Genomic DNA, 23,973 nt, shown 5'->3' with positions numbered 1-23,973 from the left:
TTGAAGTATTCATTTGATATTCGATTGAATATTTATGATTTACTGGTCATAAGAAGGAGGCTGTTTTTCTAATACCAGCCATTATTTAACCGGTATAAAATCTACACTTTTCGAAAATATCTTGAAATGCCAGTAGCCTTTTACCCTTAACAAGCCTTTATTGGTGATAAAAGCATAGGAACTCCATTCTTTCCCGGTAAGTGCATCATAAATAACCCCATCTTCCCAGCTATTGGTTTTCTTGTTAAATTCCAGGAGTTTGAGGATTTCCAGACCAAGTATCTTTCTTTTTCTCAAAGAAGGATCAGGGTTTTGATCATCCCTTCTCATTTCTGCCGGCCTGCTTAAATCATCGGTATCATCAAACCAGACAATTCTTGCCTTATACTTATGGTCATGTCGGTAAACCTCCACAATAAGATTCTTTTTTTCCGTCATCCATTTACCCACGATCCGGTCCGCATCATGCTGGTTTTCCTGTGAAAAAGCAGCTGATCCCGAAAAAATAACCATAACAAAGGCCGTTAAAAAAAGAATTCTGCGCATACATGGATTAATAAGAAGGACAATGAAAAAGGAAATGGCCACCAGTTAATCTAAGGGTAGCAATTTTTAGTCCAGCTTTCGGAGTTATAGGTTCATAGCCCCATTGTCATTTCTGCGGAGGACAGCCTCCCCGCCATTCGCATACTTTTTCAAAAACTTCAGGAAATGACTCAGGTCGTTAAAGCCAAAATCATTACTGATCTCTTTTTTTATCTTTCCACCAGAATTTAACTGCGTCTCAATCAGTTTGTATTTATAATCGTCAATATATTGCTTAATCGAAACCTTTACCTGTCGCTTAAATAAGCTGCTCAGGTAATTCGGCGAGAAGTTGAAATGTAGCGCCAGCACATTCAGCTTTAAAGCCTCCGGCTGATGAATATGTGCATGGATAAATTCAATAATAGAAATGACCAGATCGCCATTGGAAGAAGGAATTGTCATGATATTTCCAATCGCATTTCTTTTGAGAATACTGAACACCGCCCGGATCAAATGAAACATAACCTCATTACCTGCTGCGGAGTTCGCCTCCCATTCCTGAACAATCAATCGCATCAACTGCTCAACCTGATCGATATCCGTCTCAGATTTTAGCAGACAGGTATCATAAGTGGCCGCAATAGCCAGTAAATGATCGACCAGTTTTCTCCAGCTTGCCGGAGCCTTTTCATTTGACACTCCTTCCAGATACAGGTTGTTAAATTTCAATACACTGAATTCTGTGCGCTCCGTAATCTCGAAAATATGAGCATCCTGTGGGGCCAGCAGAAATAAACTTCTTCCCGAATACGCCTGATCCACCTGATTATGCGAATGCACTCCTTTTCCGGAATGAATAAACACCAATTCATAATGGTCATGATTGTGCAAAGGAAAAGGCCATTTTTCCGTTTCAAAATGCCTTACAAACAAGGCTTCATGCTGAATAAATCTTTTCACAGTTGCTTTTTACAAGTATAGGATGAATATCTACCATTTATAGAATTGACCGGGTAATAGCTTTGCAGCATTCATTAAATGATCAATTATGTTAGCCAATCAAAGTACAAAGATACGCGTAGGAGTGATTCCTTTAATGGCAGTTTCCGCAGGTATTATAGTAGCAAACGTGTATTATAACCAACCAATTCTTAAAGAAATTGCGATCACCATGAACGCTTCGGAAAGCGAAATCGGCAAAATATCCATGATTTCACAGCTGGGGTACGGCCTGGGCATGTTTTTTCTGCTGCCACTTGGCGATAAAGTAAACCGGAAAAACCTCATCATTCTACTCGCCTCCTTATTGTGCTTAACGCTGATATTAGTGAGCTTTTCAAATACCCTCATACAAATTTCCGTACTCAGTTTCTTTGTCGGATTATTTTCTACCCCGGCGCAGATTATACTGCCAATGGCCGCCACTTTAGGGAAAGAAAACCGTGGGGCAACAGTAGGGAAGGTGTTTAGCGGAATCCTCGTCGGGATATTAGGGGCAAGGGTAATTGCCGGCCTACTGACCGAATGGTTGGGCTGGCGTTCTGTATTCGGTCTTTCCGCGGTGATGGTGCTGACTATGACTGTGCTACTAAAAATATACCTGCCCGAAGCACCCGCTAAATTCAAGGGGAATTATGGCAGCCTGCTCAAATCCACCTTGTCCTTAATCAAAGAATACCGCGTCCTCCGACAAGCGGCCATCCTTGGTGCCTTCACCTTTGGGGTGTTCTGTTCCTTCTGGACTACGCTGACTTTTCATTTGAGTTCGCCACCCTTAAATTTTCATGCCGGAACCATCGGGTTATTTGGCTTAATTGCCATTGGGGGTGCTTTAGTGGCCCCGTATTTTGGGAAACTGGCAGATAAAGGAAGCGTTTATAAATCTTTATTGATCACCGTTTCTATGATTATTGGTAGCATCATTCTGATCAAATTGTTCCCTTTTTCTATAGCCGTCCTGGTCATCAGCGTATTTTTTCTGGACATCGGCGTACAAGCCACACAAATTACCAACTTCACCAGGATTTACAGTCTGGATGAACAAGCGCACAGCCGACTGAACACCATCTATATGACCACCTATTTTATCGGTGCTGCGGTAGGCACTTATGCCGGTTTACTGGCCTGGAAATTTGGGGGATGGGAGGGAGCCACCTGGCAGATGCTAGCCTGGAGTAGTATGGCCCTGATTATTGTCCTCCTGTCGGCAAAAGTAAAGGTGTTAATACCTGCAAAATCAGCCCCAATTTAAGGATTTTGTAAACTGTTTTTTAAGCCCTGAACACCATAGTGTTATATTTACACGATGTTTACAGCTATTATTAACATAAATAGGAAATTCATGGCTAAGAATTTGTCAAAAATTGACTATACTAAATTAATAATTATATATTTGCAACCTCAAAAGGACTTTACTTGTTTTGAACGCTAAAACAGGTAATTCGAGCTAAAATTACCGTCTTTCTTTAGGAAAGCTGCAATTTTACCCTCGAATCCTCGAGAAATGGTCTCCAAGATGATAGGCTGGTTTTGAAGACTGAAAGTATCAGATGATTAGGAATCTTTTTGTTTGCCGGGTGGATTTACCGGGTAAGAATTTAAGGCTGGGATCATAGGAATAATTACACTAAATAGGAAACTAAAGTCCAAAGCGAAAGCAGCAGACTTTCTAAATTTAAAGACAAACCAAATGCTTAATTTTGTTCTCTTTGGCCCACCGGGTGCAGGCAAAGGCACTCAATCTCAGAAATTGATCGACCAGTATCAATTGATTCACATTTCAACAGGTGACCTTTTTAGGGCTCACATTAAAAATCAATCACCATTAGGGCAGAAAGTAAGTGAGTTGATCGCAGACGGACAATTGGTTCCTGATGAGATTACCATCGCTATGCTGGAAGAAGAAGTGGATAAAAACCCTGGAGCCAAAGGCTTTATTTTTGACGGGTTTCCACGTACTGTTCCTCAGGCAATTGCACTGGACGAATTCTTAGAGAGCAAAGGCAGTAGTATTGCAGGTGTAATCGCTTTAGATGTTGATCAGGAAGAATTAACCAAACGTATCGCGCAACGTCAGTTGGAAAGCGGGCGTGCGGATGATCAGGCAGATAAACTGCAAAAAAGAATCGACGAGTATTTCAGCAAAACTATCCATGTTTTGCCGTACTACGAAGCACAAGGTAAACTAAGTAAAGTAAACGGAATCGGTAATATCGATTCGATCTTTACCGAGTTACGTGCGGTTGTTGATCAGTATTAGTAAAAAAGATGTGCCGGAAAACCGGCATATTTATCATAAATTTGGTGCTGAATTAAATCAGTATCGCAAAAGCCCGACTTTATAAGTCGGCTTTTTTATTTTAAAACAAGAAGGTTATGTCGCAAGGTTCTAATTTTGTAGATTATGTTAAAATATGCTGTCGCTCAGGTAAGGGCGGAGCAGGGTCTTCACACTTGCACCGTGATATACGCACTTCTACGGGTGGTCCTGATGGTGGTGACGGTGGACGCGGTGGACACATCATACTAAGAGGAAACTCACAATTCTGGACTTTACTCCACTTAAAATATCGTAAACACATCATCGCTAAGGATGGTGAGCCAGGATCAAGTGGTACTTCTTCCGGTAAATTCGGTAAGGATGAAATTCTGGATGTACCCCTGGGAACCATCGCTAAAGATGCAGAAACAGGTGAAGTACTTTTCGAAGTCACAAAAGAAGGAGAAACAAAAATTCTTACTTCAGGTGGTCGTGGTGGATTAGGTAACTGGCACTTTAAAACGCCAACCCTGCAAACTCCACGTTTCGCACAACCAGGTGAAGCTGGTAAAGAGCAATGGATGGTATTGGAATTAAAAGTTCTTGCTGATGTAGGTTTAGTAGGTTTCCCTAATGCAGGAAAATCAACATTGTTGTCGGTATTGTCAGCAGCGAAACCAGAAATCGCAGATTATCCATTTACTACTTTAGTTCCAAATCTGGGTATCGTAGCTTACCGTGGTGGCAAGTCATTCGTGATGGCAGATATCCCAGGAATTATCGAAGGTGCCTCAAAAGGTAAAGGATTAGGTTTCCGTTTCCTTCGCCATATCGAAAGAAACTCGGTATTGTTATTCATGGTTCCTGCGGATACGCACCGTACCATTGCGGAAGAATATGAGATTCTTAAAACGGAATTGAGAGATTACAATCCTGAATTGATGCAGAAACCTCATTTATTGGCAATCACTAAATCTGATATGTTGGATGAAGAGCTGATGGCAGAAATGAAAAAGGATATTCCTGCACACGTTCCATCGATATTCATCTCTTCTGTAGCTCAAAAAGGCTTAACAGAATTGAAAGATATGTTATGGGAATCAATTAATGAAGAAGCATAAGTAAACGAATGCAGGTGGATAAATAACGATCCACAACATCGAATATAGAAAAGACCTTTCCTGTGCCTAAACAGCAGAAGAAAGGTTTTTTAGTTTCTTCTCCATACAAATACTCCCGGCCACATTTTTATACTGACCATAATTTGGGATGATGTGATAACCTCTTTTCTGGTACAAAATCACGGCTTCTTTCTGTTTGTCGCTGGTTTCCAGTATACACCTTTCATAACCCATGTCTTTTGCCCAATGTTCCAGATGAACCAGGATTTGTGAGGCGATACCCGTATTTCGAAACTCGGGATGTACAAACATGCGTTTCAGCTCCATGGAAGCCGGATCGTATTGCTTTATGGAGCCGCAACCGATGGCAACACCCTCCATATAAGCAATGATGACATGCTTGATCTCATCCGTCTTATTAAACTGTCTGAAAAACGCCTGCGCTTCAACCCCGTTGTTTTCCTCCAGGTTTTCATCTAAAAGTGCAATCAGCTTCCTGAAATCTAAATGATCAGGATTTGTTCTACTCAAGTGTACCGTGCTATTCATGGCCTGTCATTTCCCCCTATAAATGTGGTATTCGCCATAAACACCTGTGTTTTAGCAACAGGTTAATCCGCCAGGACGAAACCTTAATTAAGATATGGATTTTTCGGAATATTCTGTAATTTATAACCCTCTTTTTTAAGTAGTTGTATTTCTGCTGCCGAAGGGACTTCCTTGAAAACAATGGCTGATAACACCTGTCCGGGGATGATCTTTAACTTCAGTAGCAGGTCAAGGATTGATTTTTTTAAGTAAATAGACCTGAACTTTTTACTCTTTTTATCCGCAGTAATTCCTTCCGCACCGCTGAAATAAAAGTTCGGATTGATGCGCTTAAAAGCCACCAAGGGCAGGTTTAATCCGGCAGCAAACTTCTCAAATTCCCGTTCCGATACCTTATAGACAAAATTCCCTACAGGCTCGTAAGAAAACCGGTTTTTCCAAACTTTAGAACCCAGGTTACTCTTGATCGAATTTAGGGTGTTCACCATAAACAACAACAATGGCATTTTGGAAATCGGATCTTGTGGTTCAATGATCACGATTCCCTTTTTACACACCCGGATCATTTCATATAAAGCAGAATATGGCCTTGGAAAATGATGGTAAGATTCCTTACAAAGTACAAAATCATAACTGTTGTCTTCAAAAGATAGTTTTTCGGCATTTTCCGACCGGTAATCATCCACAATCCCTTCCTGCTGGGCAATGCTCAGAAAATCGGTGTTCAGGTCGGTAGCCGTAGCCTTATTGCCATTGTGGAGGATGTATCTGGCATCAAAACCATAAGCATCACCAACAGTCAGCCATTTTTGTGCTTTATTTTGCAATAGCGGATTCAGGCAATCAAAAAACAAACTTTGTAACCATGAGCCTATGCTGGTCGTATCTTCATACCGGCTTCTTTTAAAATAAGCTGATTTAGCTTCCGGTGTCGGAAACTTCTCATTGTACCACTTTTCATGAAGTTCATAGCTTTCCTTGTGAAACATTTTACTGGTTAGTGTTTAGGTTAGATTAAATCTAGTTGTTTTTTATGCTTAATAATTAAACCTAAGTGTTAAATTGTGTTAATATTTGATTGATAAATAGCTGGTTAGGGTCTGAGTTGCCGCAGAGCAGTCTAGATGAACCAGGATAAGGGGAGAAAAGGCTTGATCTTTGCGTCGGAGACCGGTAAATCTATTCCTTGGAAAAGATAGACGATAAAAAAAATAAGGTGCTGCTCAATAAGCGCCATTACCCTTAAAAAAAAACACCCTAAAAGAATGAAAAAATGCTTGATAATCCTCTTTGTATGCTTTAGCAGTATCGGTTTTGCACAGGATAAATATTGGCAGCAAGCCGTAAGTTACAAAATCGATGTCGCCTTAAATGACCAGGCGAAAACCCTGAAAGGCTCCGAACACCTCGTTTACAAGAACAACTCCCCAACTACCCTCGATTTTATCTGGTTCCACATCTGGCCAAATGCTTATAAGCAGGAATCCACCGCTTTGTTCCAGCAATTGAAAAGTGATACCAGCAGAATGAAGAAAATGGAAAAGTACAGCTTCGGGAGTATCGACGGATTAAATTTCAAGGTGAATGGGAAAACGGCGGTTACCGAAGCACATCCAAATCCACAATACATAGACATCATCAAGGTTAAACTGGCCAGTCCGCTAAAACCGGGTGATTCTGTCAATATCAGTACTGATTTTAACGTAAAACTGCCTTCTTATTTCTCCAGATCAGGCTTTGCCGATGGAGAATTTATGATTTGCCAGTGGTATCCAAAACCGGCAGTATTCGACAAAGACGGCTGGCATGAGTTCCCGTATCTGGATATGGGAGAGTTCTACAGCGATTACGCCTCTTTTAAGGTGAACATTACCTTGCCTGCTGATTACGTAGTAGGAGCCAGCGGAACGCTGCAGAATGCGGAGGAACTGGCGCTTTATAAAAAGCTAGGTGCCCAAAACACGGCCAACAGGACAGGGAAACCGGCACTTTATAAACCAATTGCTAAAGCAGCCACCAAAACCCTGACTTATAAGATCGACAATGTGCCGGATTTCGCCTGGTTTGCCGCAAAGAATTTTGTGATCCAGTACGATACCATACAGCTGGCTTCAGGAAAGGTAATCGATGCTTTTACCTATTACCATGATAAAAAGAAAACACTCTGGGTGAATAGTATAGATTATACAAAAGATGCCGTAAAACATTACAGCAAATGGATTGGCGAATATGAATATCCAGTCGTGCAGGTGGTAGAAGGACCGGTCAATAATTCCAGTGGCGGAATGGAGTATCCAACCATCACTTTAATCACCAGTCCGGATGCCAAAAAAGAAACCTTAGATGGGGTCATTACCCATGAAGTAGGCCACAACTGGTTCATGAGCATGTTGGGTAGCAATGAGCGTAAACATGCCTGGCTGGATGAAGGACTAAACAGTTATTTCCAATTCAGATATGAAGCAGAAAAATACCGCTCCAATAGTCTCTTTGGTGATGCCATTCCTGAAAGCGTAAAGAAAATGCCTGAAAAGGAGTTTTTAATCAGCATCTACAACGCTTTGGGATCTATCCCGATGAAATCCGCTATCGAAACCCCTTCAGATCAATTCAGCAGTTCTGATGAATACAGCATGGCTTCATATGTGAAACCCGCTTTATGGTTGTTTATCCTCGAAAATGAAGTGGGAAGAGAAAAGATGGACAAAGCCTTTCAATATTATTTTAGTCAGTGGAAGAATAAACACCCGCAACCGGAAGACTTGAAAGCGGCCTTTGAAACAGCTTTAGGTGTTAACCTGGATGCTTATTTTAAGCTGATTAACAAAGAAGGGAGCTTTAAATAGTGTTTTATCCACAAGGTTGTTCACATAGTTCTCCACCTGTTATCCACCCTTTATCCACAGGGTTGTTCACATTTAAAGGAAAGACAGCAATCCTGATTGGTTAAAAAAAACTGAAATATTTTTGTAGCCAATGCTATTGAAAAAATGATAATAATATATAAATTCGATGCCTAAATTTTCCAATGAACAAGTATAGATATGAAGAGATCTCTGCGGAGATCGCACTTAACATTACCGAGGGAAGGTTAAAACCAGGACATAAATTGCCTTCGGTTAGGAGCTTAAAACAGCAGTATAGAGCTGGATTAAGTACGATTCAGAAAGCTTACGAGCTTTTAATTATATTGGGTTTGGTAGAAAGTATTCCCAAATCCGGTTATTATGTAGCATTGGCCAAAGGCTGGCATAATGGTTCGCAAATCTCTGTCCCCAGTCAGATTCGCTTAAGGGATGAACTGTTCAGGAACAATTTGCAGGCCATTACCACCAGTCTGGACCCTTTTCAGCGTCACCGGACCAGCGAATTTAATGTGGCTACTCCGGACGATACTTTCATTCCCCAGCGAATGATCCTGAGAAGTATGCAGGAAGTTATCCGGGAAAAGGGAACCAAAATACTCCGGTATTATCCACCAAATGGCTCCGAACCCTTGAAAGACCACATTACAAAACGTGCCGCCTTAAACCACGGGAATTTCGATGCAGATGGTTTGATCATTACCGATGGGGCTTTACAGGCCTTTTATATTGCATTGGTTTCGGTTACCAGTCCAGGGGATGCGGTGGCGATAGAAAGTCCGTGTGTGTTTTCCATGTTGCAGGTGCTGAGAGCTTTGAAACTCAGGATTGTAGAGATTCCGGTCTTAGATCCCGAAGGTTTCGACCTGGATTTTCTGGAGGAAACCATGAAAACCATCCCGATAAAAGCCATTGCCCTGACGCCAAATTTTCATAATCCAACTGGCTTCCTGATGTCTGATGAAAATAAGTTCAGATTACTGCAAATCGCTCTGGCGAAAGATATTCCTATCATTGAAAATGATGTGTACGGAGACCTTAATTTTAATGATCAGCGACCGGGAAATATCAGCTCCATGGACGACAGCGGATTAGTCATGACCTTCTCTTCTTACTCTAAAACACTGGCTTCCGGGATTCGTCTGGGCTGGCTGTTTACCGGTAGATTTTTTAAAGAAGCTGAGCAGATCAAATTTTCCCTTGGCAGTAGCGTATCACCGGTCTATCAGGAAACGATGCTGAAAATCTTAGCGACAACCAGTTATGAGCGTCATATTCGTAATTTCCGCATGAAACTGGCCAGTCAATGCTACCAGACCATGGAACTGATTTCGACTAGTTTTCCTGAAAAAACACTCATTTCCGTTCCGAAAGGGGGATATAGCATCTGGCTGAAAATGGATAAGAGTATCGATATGACTAAGTTTCATGACCATTGTCAGGAAATTGGCGTCCGCTTTACACCAGGCTATACTTTCTCTTTTAGCAATGCCTTTGAACAGTATTTCAGGATCGTTTTTGCCGTTAAATATACCCAGCAGAGCGTAGATGTTTTGAAGCAGGCTGGCATGCTGGCAGGTAACCTGAAGTAATGGTTTTCATCCCCATCTGTATCCCTTCGATTTTCACATTCTGACACCCTGATGTGCTGCTATAATGTTTAATTTGGCCACCATTATAGATTCATCAGGAGCTGATTCCCTGAGGATCATAAATCAGATATTCATATGGAAAATAAGCTAAAAACGAAGTTCACAATAGCCTCTGAAGAGGGAATAGACTTACTACAAACGCTGGGAACGCAACGCGGAAAGGAAAAATATGCAGGTATCCTGGATAGCAGTCAACTCGAAAATTACCTCTACGAGAAATTCAATACCAACACCATCGTCAGCAATTTAAACACTTTCTCTAATCAATTGATAGTGGTTTATGTAGACGAACAGCCAGCAGGATATGCTTATTTCAGCGGAAACGGAAATGTTCCCGAAGCTTTGACAGATAAGCGTGTGGTTCATTTCGTAGATTTCGAACTGCTCAACCAATATAAAGGTACTGGAGCGCAGGAGTTTCTGATGGAAAAATGCCTGAATGTCTGTAAATCTTATGAAGCATTGAAAATCACGGAAAACACTGCTGCCCCGGAAATGATCCGTTTTTATGAGCAATATGGTTTCCAGCAAGAGGAAACAGCAGAGATCAGCATAGCCGGTGTTACTTTTCCATCGGTTACACTGATCAGAATAAATCCTTAATTATTTTCTATTGATATAAGATTCCTTTTTCATGGTGTTCCTGCAAATCCATAAGCTGATCAGCATAAATACTGCTGCGGCAAGGAAGGGAGCACCTGAAAATTTAAAGGGTGCCTTCGGACTGGTAAACCAGGCGAATAAATTGGTCATCAATAAGGGGCCAACAATAGAAGTGGCACTCATCAGACTGGTTAAAGCGCCTTGAAGCTCCCCCTGCTCGTTCTGTGGGACGTTTTGGGAGATCGTAGCCTGTAAGGCCGGACCAGCAATTCCGCCTAAACAGTAGGGCACCAAAAAGGCAAACATCATCCAGCTCTGGTTGGCAAAAGCAAATAACAGCATACCGAGTACAGAAAAGGCAAGGCCGATGTAAATGCTTTTTTCATTGCCCAACCGCGGACTCGTATACCTGATTAAACCACCCTGTACCAGGGCAACCAATATTCCGGCTGTGGCTAGCGAGATCCCGATCAGAAAAGTATTCCATTGAAAACGTTCGATATTAATGAAGGTCCAGGTGCTCTGTAAAGCCTGACCAGCGATGTAAATAAAGATCAAAGCCACAATTAAGCCGCCCACACCTTTATATTTTTTAAGACAAAGTAAGGAGCCGATAGGGTTGGCTTTCGACCATTCAAAAGGACGTCGGTGGGCTTTATCTAAAGATTCCGGCAAGACAAAATAGCCGTAAATCACATTGATGAAAGTAAGGACAGCCGCGGCAATAAAAGGAACTCTGGGGCCTAATTCGCCCAGTAAGCCACCTAAAGCAGGGCCAACTACAAATCCTAAACCAAATGCTGCACCAATTAAACCGAAGTTTTGTGCCCGGTTTTCCGGCGTACTGATGTCGGCAATGTAAGCAGTAGCGGTAGTCATGCTGGCGCCAAACATCCCCGCAATGATACGTCCAACAAACAACCACCAGATGGTAGGGGCTAATGCCAGAAAAATATAATCAATACCGAAGCCGAACAAAGAAAAGAGTAACACCGGTCTTCTGCCGTATTTATCGCTCAGGTTTCCGATGATCGGGGCACAAATAAACTGCATGATGGCATAAGCAAACATGAGCAAGCCGCTCCATTGGGAAGCCTCGCTAATATTGCCATGAATCAATTGTTCGATCAATTGAGGGAATACCGGAATAATCAGCCCAATGCCAATCACGTCCAATAACATGGTGATGAAAATGAAGCTTAACGCCGCTTTTCTGGATGATGCCATAAAATTTTCAGGATTTGAAGGCGCAAGTTATTGCTTTTAATTTATACATCCTCTTTCCTGATCCTATAATCGCATATCTCTCCCTGTAAGGGCTACCTTTTACGTTTTTTAACAGAGAAATACCGGCTGTTTAGGAATGTTTTTCTTTCCGACAGTATTCTTTTTAACCAGGCTTCCCCGGCGTTTGCCCGAGTTTCTCTTTTAAGACCAGATATTCTTTTCGTAAATGCCGGAAAGCTTTATCATTCATATTTTCGAGACTGTTTTCCTTGATCTGCCCGTAATACAAGTCCGCTACCTGATCAAATCGTTTTTTAACCTGCTCATATTTTTCACGGTTGTTCTTTTCTTCCGGACTTTCTTGTTCACCATTCAGGTTGCCCAGGTAGGCACTGTCTGATATTTTCTCGCCGTCAGCAGAGCGGAAAGCAATATAGGCTTCCACTTGTTGATGGATATCACGCGCTCCTAGTCCGATAAAACAGCGTCCTTCCGACCTTCTGGCTATATTCAGGTACTCATGACCAGAATTGGATTCAGGGTGGCATATCATAATCATGACACTATCATCATAGGATTTATGATTTCTTTCGCAGTCCGGATTCCAGCTGATCTCTATGCCCGTTGCCGTTTTTACCATTTTCAAATCATCCGCCAGAGCAAGAACGCCCTGACTCAGCAACACTTTATTGTAGTCGACTTTAATATTAGGGTATTCGCCTTTTAAAGCATGTTTTTTGTTAAAAGACACCGCCAGATTATGCGCGTTTTGTGGTGTTCCTTTGGCCTGTAAACCATAACCGAGCTTGATGAAATCTTTCATGTTGCCCAATAGTTGAGCGGTTACCGCCATAGCCGAATGATTGGATCGTTGTGCTTTGCTGGGTTTACCAGCCCGTCCGATGCGTCGGACTACCGGAATGCCGTTTAACATATAGAAAACAAGGTTTCCTATTTTTCCATTGAAATGTCCTTGCGGACCGTTTAAAGCGATAGCCATAGTAGAGGGTTAATGGGTTCGTGCTGAATAGGTTGTTTGCTAGGGAAGCTTTGATGAAGGTATCGAAAAGAATCCATGATGCAGTTGGAATGAGCCTATAATTTTTAAATAATTATTAGTAGTTCTCAGGGGAGCCAGGAGTATGTTAACAGGGCTCCAGACCCAGCATGGCCCTAGGAACTACCTCCTAAACTCCCGGCAAAACTTTAAAAACTATAGGATCATATCAGACACAGGTTAGCCTTTACCTCAACTTCGGTAGGGGGAACTAAGGAAGGAAGCACTCAGAAGAGCGGAAGGAAGCGGGAGCCTGCTGCGTTAAACAGGAGGCTACAGGCTGCAGATAGGAGGGGGTATGGACTTTAACTTTTCTTGAGAATACCCTTTTCAATACTTTCGTCAAATAAGTTAGTGGTATGGTCCCATAAAACCTCAGATCCTTCCTTCATTTTACTTGTTTTCTGGATGACTGTATCATATTTTACGTCGAACTCTCTCCAGGTTCCGCCTTCATTTGATACATTTTGGAGCACAGGTTCCAGTCGGTCTATCGTCTTGGCGAACTTCGATTCTGCGGTGATCCCAGCTTCGAATTCTTCCCATAGTGAAATAAATTCTTCTGCCTGTTCATCGGGTAAAAGTCCGAAAATCCGCACTGCAGCCTTCTGCTCCTCGGCAGTATTGTCGTGATTTGCGGTGGTATCATATAAAAAAATATCTCCCGAATCTATCTCCACAATATCATGAATGAGCAACATCTTGACCACTTTCTGAACGTCCACTTTTTCGTTGGCATGTTCGGCCAGAACCATCGCCATCATGGCCAGGTGCCAGCTGTGTTCTGCATCGTTTTCATGACGCATACTGTTGAACAAGCGGGTTTTTCGCTGTATATATTTGAGTTTGTCAATTTCGTGAATGAAGGCCATTTGTTTGGCCAGGGCTGTTAAATTCATAAGGGTAAATCGTGGTTTTTAACCGCCCAAAAGTAAGATTTTATTCCCCCTTTTCTATCATATTTCCGTCAGGTGTATCCCCGGTATTGGGGAGCTAATTCGGGACTTTACTTGGGTTTTAGGGTTGTTTTTCTTACCTTTGTCATGTTTTTAATTTAAACCTCAGCGAATTCATCGTAGTTTGCTAGTCAATTTCTTTAAAAGAAACAGGTGAAAATCTGTTCAAATGTCTAAGGGGATTGCCCCCTGATTTCATTTAATGTTTTATATAAAGCATTTTATTACAAACAGTAATGCAGCTGATTTGTATTAATAACTAATTATGGTAAAACTCACACAGCTCACAGGCTGTTTAATGCTATTTTTTACTGTCCCTTTGACAGCTTTGGCACAGGACCCAATACCGATACTGCCCGACATTGCCTCGCGTTCTTCAGAACCGGATCAGGCGGACAGCACAGGTCGGGGAAACCAGTCGGACTCCAAAAGACAACTCCCCGGACTCAGCCAGGTAAATAGGGCAAGTCCGGAACATAAGACGGATACAGCAGGCCAGGCAAAAAGGGCAGATTCATTAAAACAGGCAGACAAGCCTACACTCAAAATCGGAGGTGCATTAAGGTTCAACTACAACCTTTCCTCCTGGAAAAAAGAACAAGTAAAGAGAGGCGGAGATTTCGGACTGGATATGTTCAGAATCAATGTAGATGCCTCCCACAAAAAACTAGATTTCCACGCAGAATACAGGTTTTATGCTAAAGCCTCCGGCGGATCTTTCTTAAAAGATGGCTATCTAACCTATAACTTCAACGACAGTACCAATATCGCAATTGGACTAGTTCAGAATCCCTTCGGGAACACCACATATAACTCTCACAACTGGTTTTTTAACCTTCCCTACTACCTGGGCTTTGAAGATAAAGCATCCATGGGAATCAGGTTCCATCAACGCAGCAATCGCTGGGTGTATGATCTGGCCTTCTTTAAAAGTGCATTGGAGCTAGATTTTGGGGATAAAACCAGCATCGATCCTTCGCGATATTCTTATGATGTTGCCGGCAGAAATAAAGAACTGAACCAGGGGAATATCAAAACAGAATACTTACTCTCAGAAAATAAACGAATTGGTGTTTCTGGAATGTTGGGCGGTGTTTACAACATCCCTACCGGAAATATGGGCTCCAGATGGGCAGCAGCAGCACATACCGACCTTACTTTTGGTAAGTTCAATGTGAAACTGCAATCGATGTATTATCAATACCATCTGGCAGATTCGGTACAATATAACAACAGCGTAAGTCTGGGTGCCTATGGTTCCACTTACGATGTGGCCACCAAAGCATTCCTGCACACGGCATCCGTTGCTTTTAGTCAACCCGTTAACATCGGACCGATCAGCAAGATCACCTTTTACGAAAACTATTCGTACATGGATAAGACGCAGCAAGGAGCTACCGATACGCAAATGAATGTACTGGGAATGATGCTTACCGCAGGTAATCTGGTTACCTATGTGGATTGGGCAGCAGGGAAAAATCAACCCTGGTTAGGCCCTGAATGGCAAAATGGCCTCGCAGCCGGAAATCCAGACGCCAAATGGCACAGTCGCTTTAACATCAACATCGGTTACTACTTTTAACCGGAGCGATTTTACTTTTAACATCACATCTATCGAAATGTCTAAACTTAAAATAGAAGACCTTACCCTGATTTTTGGTAAGGAAAAAGAAACTGCGCTTGCTTTATTGAAGCAAGGGAAATCTAAAGCAGAGATTCTTAAACAAACCGGTTGTACAGTAGCCGTAAAAAATGCCAGCTTCGCCATTGAAGAAGGTGAGTTTTTTGTCATCATGGGATTATCCGGAAGTGGTAAATCCAGCTTACTGCGCTGCCTGAACAGGTTAATCGAACCCACTTCAGGAAGTGTCATCCTAAATCAAAGAAATATTACCAGTCTGGGCGATATGGAATTACAAGCCGTTCGTCGTAAAGAAATGGCTATGGTATTCCAGAATTTCGGACTCCTGCCTCACCGTACGGTATTGGAAAATGTGGCTTTCGGACTGGAGTTACAAGATATTCCGAAAGAAGAAAGAGAAGAAAAAGCGAAAGCTGTGATTGATCTGGTGAGTCTTCGTGGTTACGAAAATCAACATACCGGCGAGCTTTCCGGTGGGATGCAACAACGTGTTGGTCTGGCCAGAGCTTTAGCCAATGATCCGGAGATTCTGCTGATGGATGAGGCTTTCTCAGCACTGGATCCGCTGATCCGTACCCAAATGCAGGACGAGCTGATCGACCTCCAGGAAAAAATGCACCGGACGATTGTTTTTATCACCCATGATCTGGATGAAGCCATTCGTTTGGGAGACCGTATTGCCATCATGAAAGATGGAGAAATTATACAAATCGGGACACCGGAAGATATTTTGACAAATCCGGCAACAGATTACGTGGCTTCCTTTGTAGAAAAGGTAGATCGTAAATCGATCATCACCGCTGCAAGTCTGCTGTTTGAGAAACCTACCGTTGCAATTTTCAAAAAGGATGGGGTAGAAGGAAGTTTACGTAAAATGCGTATCTCCGGATTAACCACTTTACCGGCAGTATCCATTGATAAACATTTCCTCGGTTTTGTTTACCTGAAAGATCTTTTAGACCTGAAAGCTCAGAAAGAAACCTCTATTGAAAAAGCAATTATCAGGGATATTCCCGTTGCTTATCCGGAGACTACTGTAGAACAAATGCTGCCATTTATCGCAGAAAACGGTAGGGCAGTACCTGTAGTGGATGAAAAAACAAATAAACTGATCGGAATCGTTGCCCAAACCTCCCTGCTGATTGAAACCACAGGGGCAACCTGGGAAAACGTAACCGGAAATACAATTGATAACCTTCAAAAAGAAATTATTTAATGATACATATAGGGACATATATAGAACAATTTATAAACTGGCTGACACTCAACTTCGGTGCATTTTTTAACCTGATTAAGATCGTGGTAGAATCCGTGGTTAATTCCGTGGAATGGGTACTGATGTTTCCACCCTTTTACATCGTGATTGCTTTAATCGCATTTTTAGCCTGGAAACGTACCGGTTGGGGTTTAACCGTTTTCAGTGTCCTCGGACTAGGTTTAATCTGGGGAATGGGGTATTGGGACCAGACGATGGCTACCCTCGCCCTGATTTTATCAGCGGCTTTTATCGCCTTACTGATGGGCGTTCCATTGGGAATATGGGCAGCTAAAAATAAAACGGCCGGAAAAGTGATCCGTCCGATACTGGATTTAATGCAAACCATGCCTGCATTCGTTTACCTGATCCCTGCGGTGCTGTTCTTTGGCCTGGGTAAAGTTCCCGGAGCTTTTGCAACGGTCATCTTTGCGATGCCGCCAGCAGTGAGGTTAACCACTTTAGGGATCAGCCAGGTGCCGGCATCTATCGTAGAAGCCACGCGCTCCTTCGGTGCGACGCCTCGTCAACTGCTTTTTAAAGTAGAATTGCCTTTGGCATTGCCAACAATTCTGGCAGGTGTAAATCAAACGATCATGATGGCGCTTTCTATGGTGGTAGTTTCCGCAATGATTGCCGCCGGTGGTTTAGGTGAAGTGGTACTGAAAGGTATTACCCAGTTAAAAATCGGTTTAGGTTTTGAAGGTGGGATTGCCGTAGTGATTTTAGCCGTTATCCTGGACCGGATTACCCAGTCGTTTGGAGCCAAAAAACTCGCTAAGGTTTAAGCTTTTAAATGAAGGCTGTTTCCTGAATTTAACATATGATGATCATCCTTAAAATGATCTGGAATTTAGCATAGCAAATTAGTACATATTATATAAAAGAATACAACATGAAAAAGATAGTAGGTAGTATATTAACCGCATTGGTTATTGGTGTAATCGCATCCTGTGGACCAGCAAAAGAAGAGAAAAAAGTAACAATTGCTTATGTAAACTGGGCAGAAGGGGTAGCGATGACGCAACTTTCTAAAGCTTTGTTAGAAAAAGAAGGATATACGGTATCGTTGAAAAACGCAGATGTAGCCCCTGTTTTTGCAGCCGTAGCCGGTGGTGATGCCGATGTTTTTCTGGATACCTGGATGCCGGTAACGCATAAAGAATACCTGGAGAAATTTGGCCCGAACCTGGAGGTTTTAGGAACCAATTTCAAAAACGCAAGAATCGGGTTTGTAGTTCCGGATTATGTAAAGATCAACAGTATTGAAGATCTAAACGCAAATGCAGCTTTGTTCGACGGTAAGATTGTTGGGATTGATGCAGGTGCCGGAATTATGAGCAAAGCAGAGGAGGCGATTAAAGATTACGGGTTGAAACTGGAATTGCAATCGGCAAGTGAAGCAGCCATGTTAGCTGTATTGAAGAAAAGTATCGATGCGAAAAAACCGGTAGTGATTACAGGCTGGTCACCACATTATATTTTTAGCACATATAAATTGAAGTTCCTGAATGACCCGAAAGCAGTTTTTGGTGCAGTAGAGACAATACAGACTGTTGCTAATAAAAAATTCGTTGCCGCACAACCAAAGGTGGCCGAGTTTTTTAGAAACTTCCAGTTGGATGAAGATGAGTTAGGTTCCTTAATGGCCGCTTTGGAAAATAATCCGAATGAGAAATTAGCAGTAGTAGAATGGTTAGGTAAACACCAGGAATTAGAAATGCAATTGCGTTCTTTTATCAAATCAGATAAGGAATAATTTACACTTAATTATAGTAAAGGGGGCCGCGTCATTTATAGGATACGGCCCCTTTGGTTTTATGCGGATAGGAGCTTTTGATTCCTATGAGTATCTTTTCCTCCAGATTTGCATCATATAGACGTTTATTTCCCATTGATTGGCAACCGGAACATTGGTGTAAGGAAGCGTAGGCATATAACCTGAGGGACCAAACTCCGTTAACATCGTCAGGATTTTTCCTTGTTGTTTTTTCATCGCTACTACTTTGTCCCACCAGGCAAAATGTGCGGCTACCGCATTTTTCCATTCCGGTGCACGCGGGTCGCTCACTTGTGGCCCTTCTTCATGGCCAACCCGGGAGTGAATATGGTCTGTACGGGAAAGGGCAAGGTCTACGGTCTCGTTTTGGTCTCCCAGCATACTTTCACTTACATTACACCAGTGGGAGATGTCAAGCGTTAGCCTCAGATCCTGATTTTCTTCCAGATACCGTAAAGATGCCGGCGCCGAATAAAGCATCCTGGATCTGTGTGTTTCATGGTAAATTGGAACTCCTGTTTCTTTGGCATATTTAACCGTAAAATCTATAAATTTTTTGTTGTCCTCATATTTAAAGAAGTCCTTTCCGGAATGCACATTGATGTACAGCGGTTTCATGTATTTATTCTCTGCGGCCTCTTTCAGTACCTTTTTAAAAGTCGCCAGATTGGCTGCGGGCAGCGGTTCATCCCCCCGACAAAGAAAGCCGACGCTTAACTGATACTGTTTTAAGGCGCTAAACAACTCTTGTGCGCTATCCGGAGACCATAGGATTTCTACGCCGTCATAGCCCTCTTGTTTTGCTTTTTTACAGAACGCTGTCACGGAGCCGGGGAAACCCCAGAAAGGTGCCATAATCTGCAATGAAAAGCCTTCTGCGGCTTTATTCGGACTGACTCCCGGGGAGTCAAATGCTTTCATGGATGTCAAAAGGGTAGCAGTAGTTGCAAGCGCAGTAGCCCCTAAAAAGTCTCTTCGATTGTATTTCATAATGATCTATACCTGGAAAAATCAAAATACAGATTATTAGTTAATTCGCATTAAATAATTAAAAATCAATGTGTGTCACCAATGCAGCCCCGGGCTAGTTTCTGCCTCTTTTCAATAAGTCAATCGCGAAAAAAAAGTGCTGGTAACACCTTACTGATTTGTTCTGCCACCTGTCCGTGTCCATAACAAGACCAATGTCCATCATTGGCGTTTAAAGCCCAATCTGTTCCGTCCTGCGCTGAACTTAATACAATATTCTTAAACCCATATTTATCTGCCAGGTCTATGATGATCTGTTCCGTTTCCGGACGAAATACCAGGACTACTTTTTTCATATCGTAATGATTCCGACAATAGTTAAACAATCTCTCCGTATCACTTCCATCGAATTTAGGTTTTGCATTAACCAGTTTGATGTTACCCGGTTTCTCCGTTTCCTCCATATGTTTCTCTTTGTCTTTCTGCTCTACAAACAAGGGAAACCTCAGGTACAAATAATACAGCAGTTTCATATTGTAAAGTACTTTCTTTATCCCCGGACTTTTTAGCTGCCCGTTTAAAATGGTATTGGTATTTAGATCTATCTGTAGCCGATCCGGATAACGATGACTGATTGCCGAGCTTTCCGGAATATCTCCGGTGCTTAAGTAGATCAGGTGAAATTTTGGCTGAATAGTAGTATCTAATAACCGGCTAATTTGCATGGCTTCGATAAAGGTGACACCAGATCTTCCGGCTTCGAAGAAGCTGTAATCTTTAAACCTGGATTTAAGTAAGCTTCCTTGATTGCAAGACTGAGGATTCATGATGTTTTCAATATAGGAATCCCCTATAATAGAGATAACGGTGTCGCTACTGGTATCATCAGTGCCAAGCCAACCATATTTATTAACCAGCCATTTCGTCTTTGCCTTGGTATAATATCCGGTTTGCCCGGGAACATACCGCTGTATTCCTGTTTTATCAACGTACAATCTTGGGATATCCGGGACAAGTTTGTACCTTCTGATGATGATTTCGCCGGCAATGCCAATCACAAAAGTAAATACGAACAGTCTGATCAGAAACTTTTTCATAATTAAGAGTTTTTAAGGTGATGAAGCGATCTTGTTTATTGCCTTGAAGGCATGCTATAATGATTTTGTCTAGAATTGAAAATATATAAAGGTTTGAGCTTCTCCCTGATAAATAAACAGGAGCAGTATCAGGCAGAAATAGAACGGCCATCTAATGGTAACAGGGAGTTTAACGAGGTTACTCAGGGAGAAATTACCTTCCCTACCGATCCATTCCACCAATAGAAATCCGAAAACAAGCAGCGCAACAACCAGGGTAGATTCCGGGACATCCGGCATGACAAACAAGGAGGAAGAAAAGATTCCCTTTACATAAGCTATCGCATCAGAAACGCTTTTAGCTCTAAAAAATATCCAGGCAAATACCGTCAGGCTAAAGGTGAGTACGATTTTCATAAAATCGCGGAGACCTGGCAGGTATTTCCCTTCGGCAACAATGTTTAAATTGTCCCTGTTGGTATTGAATAGAATTGATGGCATGATAAACAAGGCATTTAAAGCGCCCCAGATGATGAATGTCCAGTTGGCACCATGCCAAAAGCCACTAACGAGAAAAATGATAAAGGTATTTCTGACTTTCATCCAGAGCCCACCTTTACTACCTCCTAAAGGAATATAGAGGTAGTCGCGGAACCAGGTGGATAAGGAGATGTGCCAGCGCCTCCAGAATTCAGCAATGTCGCGGGAAAAATAAGGGAAAGAAAAGTTCTTTAACAGCTCTATTCCAAAAAGCCGGGCTGTCCCTAAAGCGATGTCAGAATAGCCGGAAAAGTCGCCATAGATCTGAAAAGCAAAGAATACAGCTCCTAAAAGTAACATGCTGCCGGGTTGGCCGGCAGGATTGTCGAATATCTTGTTGGCGATATCCGCACAGTTATCGGCAATGACTATTTTCTTAAAAAGACCCCATAAAATTTGCCGTAGGCCGTCCACTGCCTTCGTGTAATCAAACTGCCTGTACCGCTTAATTTGCGGTAAAAGATGGGTTGCCCTTTCTATTGGACCGGCAACCAGTAGCGGAAAGAAGCTCACAAATACCGCATAGTCTGTGAAGTTTCGTTCCGGATTGATTCTACCTTTATAAATATCAATTACATAGGATAAACCATGAAAAGTGTAAAAGGAGATTCCTACAGGAAGGATGACGCTTAAGGTGGATGGATTTACTTGCAGGCCTAAATTTGCTAAGGCATCTGCGAAGGAGCTGGCGAAGAAATTGTAATACTTAAAGACCCCCAGGAATCCAAGGTTAATGGAGATGCTTAGCCAGAACCAAAACCGCTTCATTTTTTTGCTATTGGATTCGAACATCTTTATTCCCGTGAAATAATCTAATAAAGTAGAAAAGATTAAAAGAAAAAGGAAGCGCCAATCCCAGCAGGCGTAAAAAAAGTAACTGCTGTAAAGCAGTAGTAAATTCTGGAATTTCAAATTCTTATTGGCGACAAACCAATACAAGAAAAAGATTACAGGTAAGAATAGGGCGAAGTTAACTGAGTTGAAGAGCATAGGCTTTAAATTATAAGAATTCAAGACTCTTTTCAGGATAATGATTCGGTAATAAATGAAATTTAGCTTAAATCTAAAGTAAAATTTCATGATTAATGACGACTGTGAATCATTATGTATAGACCTTTACGTTTAATTCACAGTTATTTTTTTACAGTTTTCACAGTTTTATTAAGCGATGTTGATCGCCCGGATCGATAAGGGAAGGTTTGGGTCAATCAAGGATGGCGACCAGCTTTCCCGATATTAAACATGACATAATTTTTAAGATTCTAGTACGGAATTATCACCGTTCTACTCAGAATATAGGTACTTTTGCCTCCTGAATCCGATGATCACCGCTTTTCGCTGATCTGGAAAATTCAAACAGGAAGAAGGGGAGGTAAAACTCCATAAATGACCGGAATACTGTAAGCGAAATAACCAAAGAAATAGACAAGAAATATACCCTAATGAAAATAGCAATTAATGGTTTTGGTAGGATTGGCCGTATCTTTTTACGTACTGCAATCGAGAAAAACATCAATGTTGTGGCCATCAATGACCTCGGAGATCCTGCAACACTGGCGCATTTGTTTAAATATGATACCGTTCACCGCGGATTTAAGGGGACGGTTAGCTTTGAATCTGATGCTTTAATTGTTAACGGAAAGAAAATTCAGGTCTATGCGAAATCTAACCCGGCAGAATTGCCATGGGCAGCGCTAGAGATTGATCTGGTCCTGGAATCTACTGGTAAATTTACGAGCAGAGCAGGGGCAAGTCAGCATTTACAGGCAGGCGCTAAACAAGTGTTAATTTCGGCACCGGCTGCGGATAAAGACATTCCGATGGTAGTATTGGGCGTTAATGAAACAGAAATCGATTTGAAATCGGAGATCTTGTCTAACGCTTCCTGTACCACGAACAACGTGGCACCTATGGTGAAAATCCTGGACGACAACTGGGGTGTTTTAGAAGGTTACATTACCACGATCCACTCCATGACCGGGGATCAGAACCTCCATGACGGACCACATAAAGATTTAAGAAGGGCCAGAGCGGCTTCGGCTTCCATCATTCCCACCAGTACCGGTGCGGCAAAAGCGATCACCAATATTTTCCCTCATCTGGAAGGAAAATTAGGGGGTGCCGGGATCAGGGTTCCCGTGTTAAACGGCTCCTTAACCGATTTTACCTGTCTCCTGAAATCAACCACAACCATCGAAGAAATCAATGCGGCTTTCAAAAAAGCATCAGAAAATGAATTAAAAGGGCTGCTGGAATATACCGAAGACCCTATAGTTTCCGTTGATATTCTAGACAACCCGCATTCCTGCATCTTTGACGCGCAGCTGACCTCTATCGTTGGCGACATGGTGAAAGTGGTGGGTTGGTATGATAATGAGTCTGGTTATTCTGCCCGTTTGGTAGATCTGGTTCAAAAAATTGCAGCGATAAATGATTAAAAAAATAACGGCGGCAGAGACCCTGCCTTTAAGAAGTTTAGTGTTGAGAAATGGGATGCCCTATGCACAGTGTATCTTCCCTCAGGACGCGCAGGAAGGTGTTTTTCACCTGGGTTGTTTTGAAGGAACGCAGCTGGTTACGGTAGCTACTTTCTTCCCCGAAGATCGATTGGAGCAAGGTGCAGGAGGTTTTCGCTTGCGCGGTATGGCTTCTGATCCTGCCTTTGCAGGGAAAGGATACGGTGCAAAGCTGATAAAATTTGCAATTGATGAACTGACATCAGCGAATGCTGCTTATATTTGGTGCAACGCACGTAGTACAGCCGCTCCTTTTTATGAGAAGCTGGGCTTTGTGCTGATTTCTGAAGAGTTTCAGATTCCGGGCGTAGGTCCGCATTTTGATATGCTCAGGAAACTATAAATGAACACCATTCAAAACCAATAATTCTAAACAATA

General features: G+C 42.2%; 22 protein-coding genes. 12 read left to right on the top strand and 10 right to left on the bottom strand.

Translation table 11 applies throughout. The features are described from left to right. Positions 1-81: 81 nt before the first annotated feature. Entirely contained in the window at positions 82-513 is a 432-nt protein-coding gene (locus tag R2Q66_RS15985) for a DUF2147 domain-containing protein (RefSeq protein WP_316750769.1), read from the bottom strand. Between the two features lie 117 nt (positions 514-630). Then, on the bottom strand, positions 631-1,488 hold the full coding sequence (locus R2Q66_RS15980) for a helix-turn-helix domain-containing protein (RefSeq protein WP_316750766.1): 858 nt from the start codon (positions 1,486-1,488) through the stop codon (positions 631-633). Between the two features lie 88 nt (positions 1,489-1,576). Between R2Q66_RS15980 and R2Q66_RS15975 the strand changes: the two genes are divergently transcribed. The 3 genes from R2Q66_RS15975 (at position 1,577) to obgE (ending at position 4,908) form a co-directional block, all read left to right on the top strand. Further along, positions 1,577-2,779, top strand: coding sequence for an MFS transporter (locus tag R2Q66_RS15975; RefSeq protein ID WP_316750764.1), 1,203 nt, complete (start codon positions 1,577-1,579; stop codon positions 2,777-2,779). A gap of 438 nt (positions 2,780-3,217) precedes the next feature. After that, positions 3,218-3,787: an adenylate kinase gene (locus R2Q66_RS15970; RefSeq protein WP_316750762.1), complete on the top strand. Its 570-nt coding sequence runs from the start codon at positions 3,218-3,220 to the stop codon at positions 3,785-3,787. Positions 3,788-3,903: 116 nt separating this feature from the next. Then, a complete protein-coding gene (obgE, locus tag R2Q66_RS15965) occupies positions 3,904-4,908 on the top strand; it encodes a GTPase ObgE (protein WP_316750760.1) in 1,005 nt (334 codons plus the stop codon). A gap of 66 nt (positions 4,909-4,974) precedes the next feature. On the opposite strand, the gene R2Q66_RS15960 is transcribed toward obgE, so the two are convergent. Continuing rightward, positions 4,975-5,457 carry a GNAT family N-acetyltransferase gene (locus tag R2Q66_RS15960; RefSeq protein ID WP_316750758.1) on the bottom strand — a complete coding sequence of 161 codons (483 nt, stop codon included), beginning with the start codon at positions 5,455-5,457 and terminating at the stop codon, positions 4,975-4,977. Positions 5,458-5,540: 83 nt separating this feature from the next. Next, positions 5,541-6,446, bottom strand: a complete 906-nt coding sequence (locus R2Q66_RS15955; RefSeq protein WP_316750756.1) for a class I SAM-dependent methyltransferase — start codon at positions 6,444-6,446, stop codon at positions 5,541-5,543. A 276-nt stretch (positions 6,447-6,722) separates the two neighbouring features. On the opposite strand from R2Q66_RS15955, the gene R2Q66_RS15950 reads away from it, so the two are divergent. The 3 genes from R2Q66_RS15950 (at position 6,723) to R2Q66_RS15940 (ending at position 10,576) form a co-directional block, all read left to right on the top strand. Then, positions 6,723-8,303: a M1 family metallopeptidase gene (locus R2Q66_RS15950; RefSeq protein ID WP_316750754.1), complete on the top strand. Its 1,581-nt coding sequence runs from the start codon at positions 6,723-6,725 to the stop codon at positions 8,301-8,303. 182 nt (positions 8,304-8,485) lie between these two features. Further along, entirely contained in the window at positions 8,486-9,913 is a 1,428-nt protein-coding gene (locus R2Q66_RS15945; protein WP_316750752.1) for a PLP-dependent aminotransferase family protein, read from the top strand. A 135-nt stretch (positions 9,914-10,048) separates the two neighbouring features. Beyond that, positions 10,049-10,576 (top strand): GNAT family N-acetyltransferase, encoded by a 528-nt coding sequence (locus R2Q66_RS15940; RefSeq protein ID WP_316750750.1) that lies wholly within the window; start codon positions 10,049-10,051, stop codon positions 10,574-10,576. Here R2Q66_RS15940 and R2Q66_RS15935 read toward each other — a convergent pair whose 3' ends face one another. From R2Q66_RS15935 to R2Q66_RS15925, 3 genes are all read right to left on the bottom strand, one after another. After that, positions 10,577-11,803: a TCR/Tet family MFS transporter gene (locus R2Q66_RS15935; RefSeq protein ID WP_316750748.1), complete on the bottom strand. Its 1,227-nt coding sequence runs from the start codon at positions 11,801-11,803 to the stop codon at positions 10,577-10,579. It lies immediately after the preceding gene. A gap of 163 nt (positions 11,804-11,966) precedes the next feature. Next, positions 11,967-12,803 (bottom strand): DUF6266 family protein, encoded by an 837-nt coding sequence (locus R2Q66_RS15930; protein ID WP_316750747.1) that lies wholly within the window; start codon positions 12,801-12,803, stop codon positions 11,967-11,969. 362 nt (positions 12,804-13,165) lie between these two features. Beyond that, complete coding sequence (locus tag R2Q66_RS15925) at positions 13,166-13,759, bottom strand: HD domain-containing protein (RefSeq protein WP_316750745.1); 594 nt, start codon at positions 13,757-13,759, stop codon at positions 13,166-13,168. Positions 13,760-14,081: 322 nt separating this feature from the next. Here R2Q66_RS15925 and R2Q66_RS15920 point away from each other — a divergent pair, with 322 nt between their 5' ends. From R2Q66_RS15920 to R2Q66_RS15905, 4 genes are all read left to right on the top strand, one after another. Continuing rightward, complete coding sequence (locus R2Q66_RS15920; protein WP_316750743.1) at positions 14,082-15,398, top strand: hypothetical protein; 1,317 nt, start codon at positions 14,082-14,084, stop codon at positions 15,396-15,398. After that, a complete protein-coding gene (locus tag R2Q66_RS15915) occupies positions 15,325-16,674 on the top strand; it encodes a glycine betaine/L-proline ABC transporter ATP-binding protein (RefSeq protein WP_316750741.1) in 1,350 nt (449 codons plus the stop codon). The genes R2Q66_RS15920 and R2Q66_RS15915 overlap by 74 nt, the downstream gene beginning before the upstream one ends. Beyond that, entirely contained in the window at positions 16,674-17,501 is an 828-nt protein-coding gene (locus R2Q66_RS15910) for a proline/glycine betaine ABC transporter permease (RefSeq protein WP_316750739.1), read from the top strand. Before R2Q66_RS15915 ends, R2Q66_RS15910 begins: the two co-directional genes overlap by 1 nt. Positions 17,502-17,608: 107 nt before the next feature. Continuing rightward, on the top strand, positions 17,609-18,472 hold the full coding sequence (locus tag R2Q66_RS15905) for a glycine betaine ABC transporter substrate-binding protein (protein WP_316750737.1): 864 nt from the start codon (positions 17,609-17,611) through the stop codon (positions 18,470-18,472). An 84-nt stretch (positions 18,473-18,556) separates the two neighbouring features. Here the strand turns inward: R2Q66_RS15905 and R2Q66_RS15900 are convergent, their stop codons facing one another. From R2Q66_RS15900 to R2Q66_RS15890, 3 genes are all read right to left on the bottom strand, one after another. Then, positions 18,557-19,483 carry a sugar phosphate isomerase/epimerase gene (locus R2Q66_RS15900; protein WP_316750735.1) on the bottom strand — a complete coding sequence of 309 codons (927 nt, stop codon included), beginning with the start codon at positions 19,481-19,483 and terminating at the stop codon, positions 18,557-18,559. 119 nt (positions 19,484-19,602) lie between these two features. Continuing rightward, positions 19,603-20,559, bottom strand: a complete 957-nt coding sequence (locus R2Q66_RS15895; protein ID WP_316750734.1) for a hypothetical protein — start codon at positions 20,557-20,559, stop codon at positions 19,603-19,605. 69 nt (positions 20,560-20,628) lie between these two features. After that, positions 20,629-21,846, bottom strand: a complete 1,218-nt coding sequence (locus R2Q66_RS15890; protein ID WP_316750732.1) for an MBOAT family O-acyltransferase — start codon at positions 21,844-21,846, stop codon at positions 20,629-20,631. Positions 21,847-22,520: 674 nt separating this feature from the next. Between R2Q66_RS15890 and gap the strand changes: the two genes are divergently transcribed. Continuing rightward, positions 22,521-23,516 carry a type I glyceraldehyde-3-phosphate dehydrogenase gene (gene gap / locus R2Q66_RS15885; RefSeq protein ID WP_316750730.1) on the top strand — a complete coding sequence of 332 codons (996 nt, stop codon included), beginning with the start codon at positions 22,521-22,523 and terminating at the stop codon, positions 23,514-23,516. Beyond that, the gene (locus tag R2Q66_RS15880; RefSeq protein ID WP_316750728.1) at positions 23,509-23,937 is read left to right on the top strand and encodes a GNAT family N-acetyltransferase; all 429 of its coding nucleotides are present in this window, start codon (positions 23,509-23,511) and stop codon (positions 23,935-23,937) included. The genes gap and R2Q66_RS15880 overlap by 8 nt, the downstream gene beginning before the upstream one ends. The last annotated feature ends 36 nt before the right edge of the window (positions 23,938-23,973 follow it).

Source organism: Pedobacter gandavensis, from assembly GCF_032677645.1.
GTDB classification, from domain to species: Bacteria; Bacteroidota; Bacteroidia; order Sphingobacteriales; family Sphingobacteriaceae; genus Pedobacter; species Pedobacter gandavensis_A.
This window is presented reverse-complemented; position numbering and strand designations above follow the sequence as displayed.

What these genes read in the sequence shown, in the direction of transcription:
- R2Q66_RS15985 (WP_316750769.1), bottom strand. Translation starts at nt 513, where the DNA reads ATGGTTATTTTTTCGGGATCAGCTGCTTTTTCACAGGAAAACCAGCAT.
- R2Q66_RS15975 (WP_316750764.1), top strand. Translation starts at nt 1,577, where the DNA reads ATGTTAGCCAATCAAAGTACAAAGATACGCGTAGGAGTGATTCCTTTA.
- R2Q66_RS15970 (WP_316750762.1), top strand. Translation starts at nt 3,218, where the DNA reads ATGCTTAATTTTGTTCTCTTTGGCCCACCGGGTGCAGGCAAAGGCACT.
- obgE (WP_316750760.1), top strand. Translation starts at nt 3,904, where the DNA reads ATGTCGCAAGGTTCTAATTTTGTAGATTATGTTAAAATATGCTGTCGC.
- R2Q66_RS15960 (WP_316750758.1), bottom strand. Translation starts at nt 5,457, where the DNA reads ATGAATAGCACGGTACACTTGAGTAGAACAAATCCTGATCATTTAGAT.
- R2Q66_RS15955 (WP_316750756.1), bottom strand. Translation starts at nt 6,446, where the DNA reads ATGTTTCACAAGGAAAGCTATGAACTTCATGAAAAGTGGTACAATGAG.
- R2Q66_RS15950 (WP_316750754.1), top strand. Translation starts at nt 6,723, where the DNA reads ATGAAAAAATGCTTGATAATCCTCTTTGTATGCTTTAGCAGTATCGGT.
- R2Q66_RS15945 (WP_316750752.1), top strand. Translation starts at nt 8,486, where the DNA reads ATGAACAAGTATAGATATGAAGAGATCTCTGCGGAGATCGCACTTAAC.
- R2Q66_RS15940 (WP_316750750.1), top strand. Translation starts at nt 10,049, where the DNA reads ATGGAAAATAAGCTAAAAACGAAGTTCACAATAGCCTCTGAAGAGGGA.
- R2Q66_RS15935 (WP_316750748.1), bottom strand. Translation starts at nt 11,803, where the DNA reads ATGGCATCATCCAGAAAAGCGGCGTTAAGCTTCATTTTCATCACCATG.
- R2Q66_RS15930 (WP_316750747.1), bottom strand. Translation starts at nt 12,803, where the DNA reads ATGGCTATCGCTTTAAACGGTCCGCAAGGACATTTCAATGGAAAAATA.
- R2Q66_RS15925 (WP_316750745.1), bottom strand. Translation starts at nt 13,759, where the DNA reads ATGAATTTAACAGCCCTGGCCAAACAAATGGCCTTCATTCACGAAATT.
- R2Q66_RS15920 (WP_316750743.1), top strand. Translation starts at nt 14,082, where the DNA reads ATGGTAAAACTCACACAGCTCACAGGCTGTTTAATGCTATTTTTTACT.
- R2Q66_RS15915 (WP_316750741.1), top strand. Translation starts at nt 15,325, where the DNA reads ATGGCCTCGCAGCCGGAAATCCAGACGCCAAATGGCACAGTCGCTTTA.
- R2Q66_RS15910 (WP_316750739.1), top strand. Translation starts at nt 16,674, where the DNA reads ATGATACATATAGGGACATATATAGAACAATTTATAAACTGGCTGACA.
- R2Q66_RS15905 (WP_316750737.1), top strand. Translation starts at nt 17,609, where the DNA reads ATGAAAAAGATAGTAGGTAGTATATTAACCGCATTGGTTATTGGTGTA.
- R2Q66_RS15900 (WP_316750735.1), bottom strand. Translation starts at nt 19,483, where the DNA reads ATGAAATACAATCGAAGAGACTTTTTAGGGGCTACTGCGCTTGCAACT.
- R2Q66_RS15895 (WP_316750734.1), bottom strand. Translation starts at nt 20,559, where the DNA reads ATGAAAAAGTTTCTGATCAGACTGTTCGTATTTACTTTTGTGATTGGC.
- R2Q66_RS15890 (WP_316750732.1), bottom strand. Translation starts at nt 21,846, where the DNA reads ATGAAGCGGTTTTGGTTCTGGCTAAGCATCTCCATTAACCTTGGATTC.
- gap (WP_316750730.1), top strand. Translation starts at nt 22,521, where the DNA reads ATGAAAATAGCAATTAATGGTTTTGGTAGGATTGGCCGTATCTTTTTA.
- R2Q66_RS15880 (WP_316750728.1), top strand. Translation starts at nt 23,509, where the DNA reads ATGATTAAAAAAATAACGGCGGCAGAGACCCTGCCTTTAAGAAGTTTA.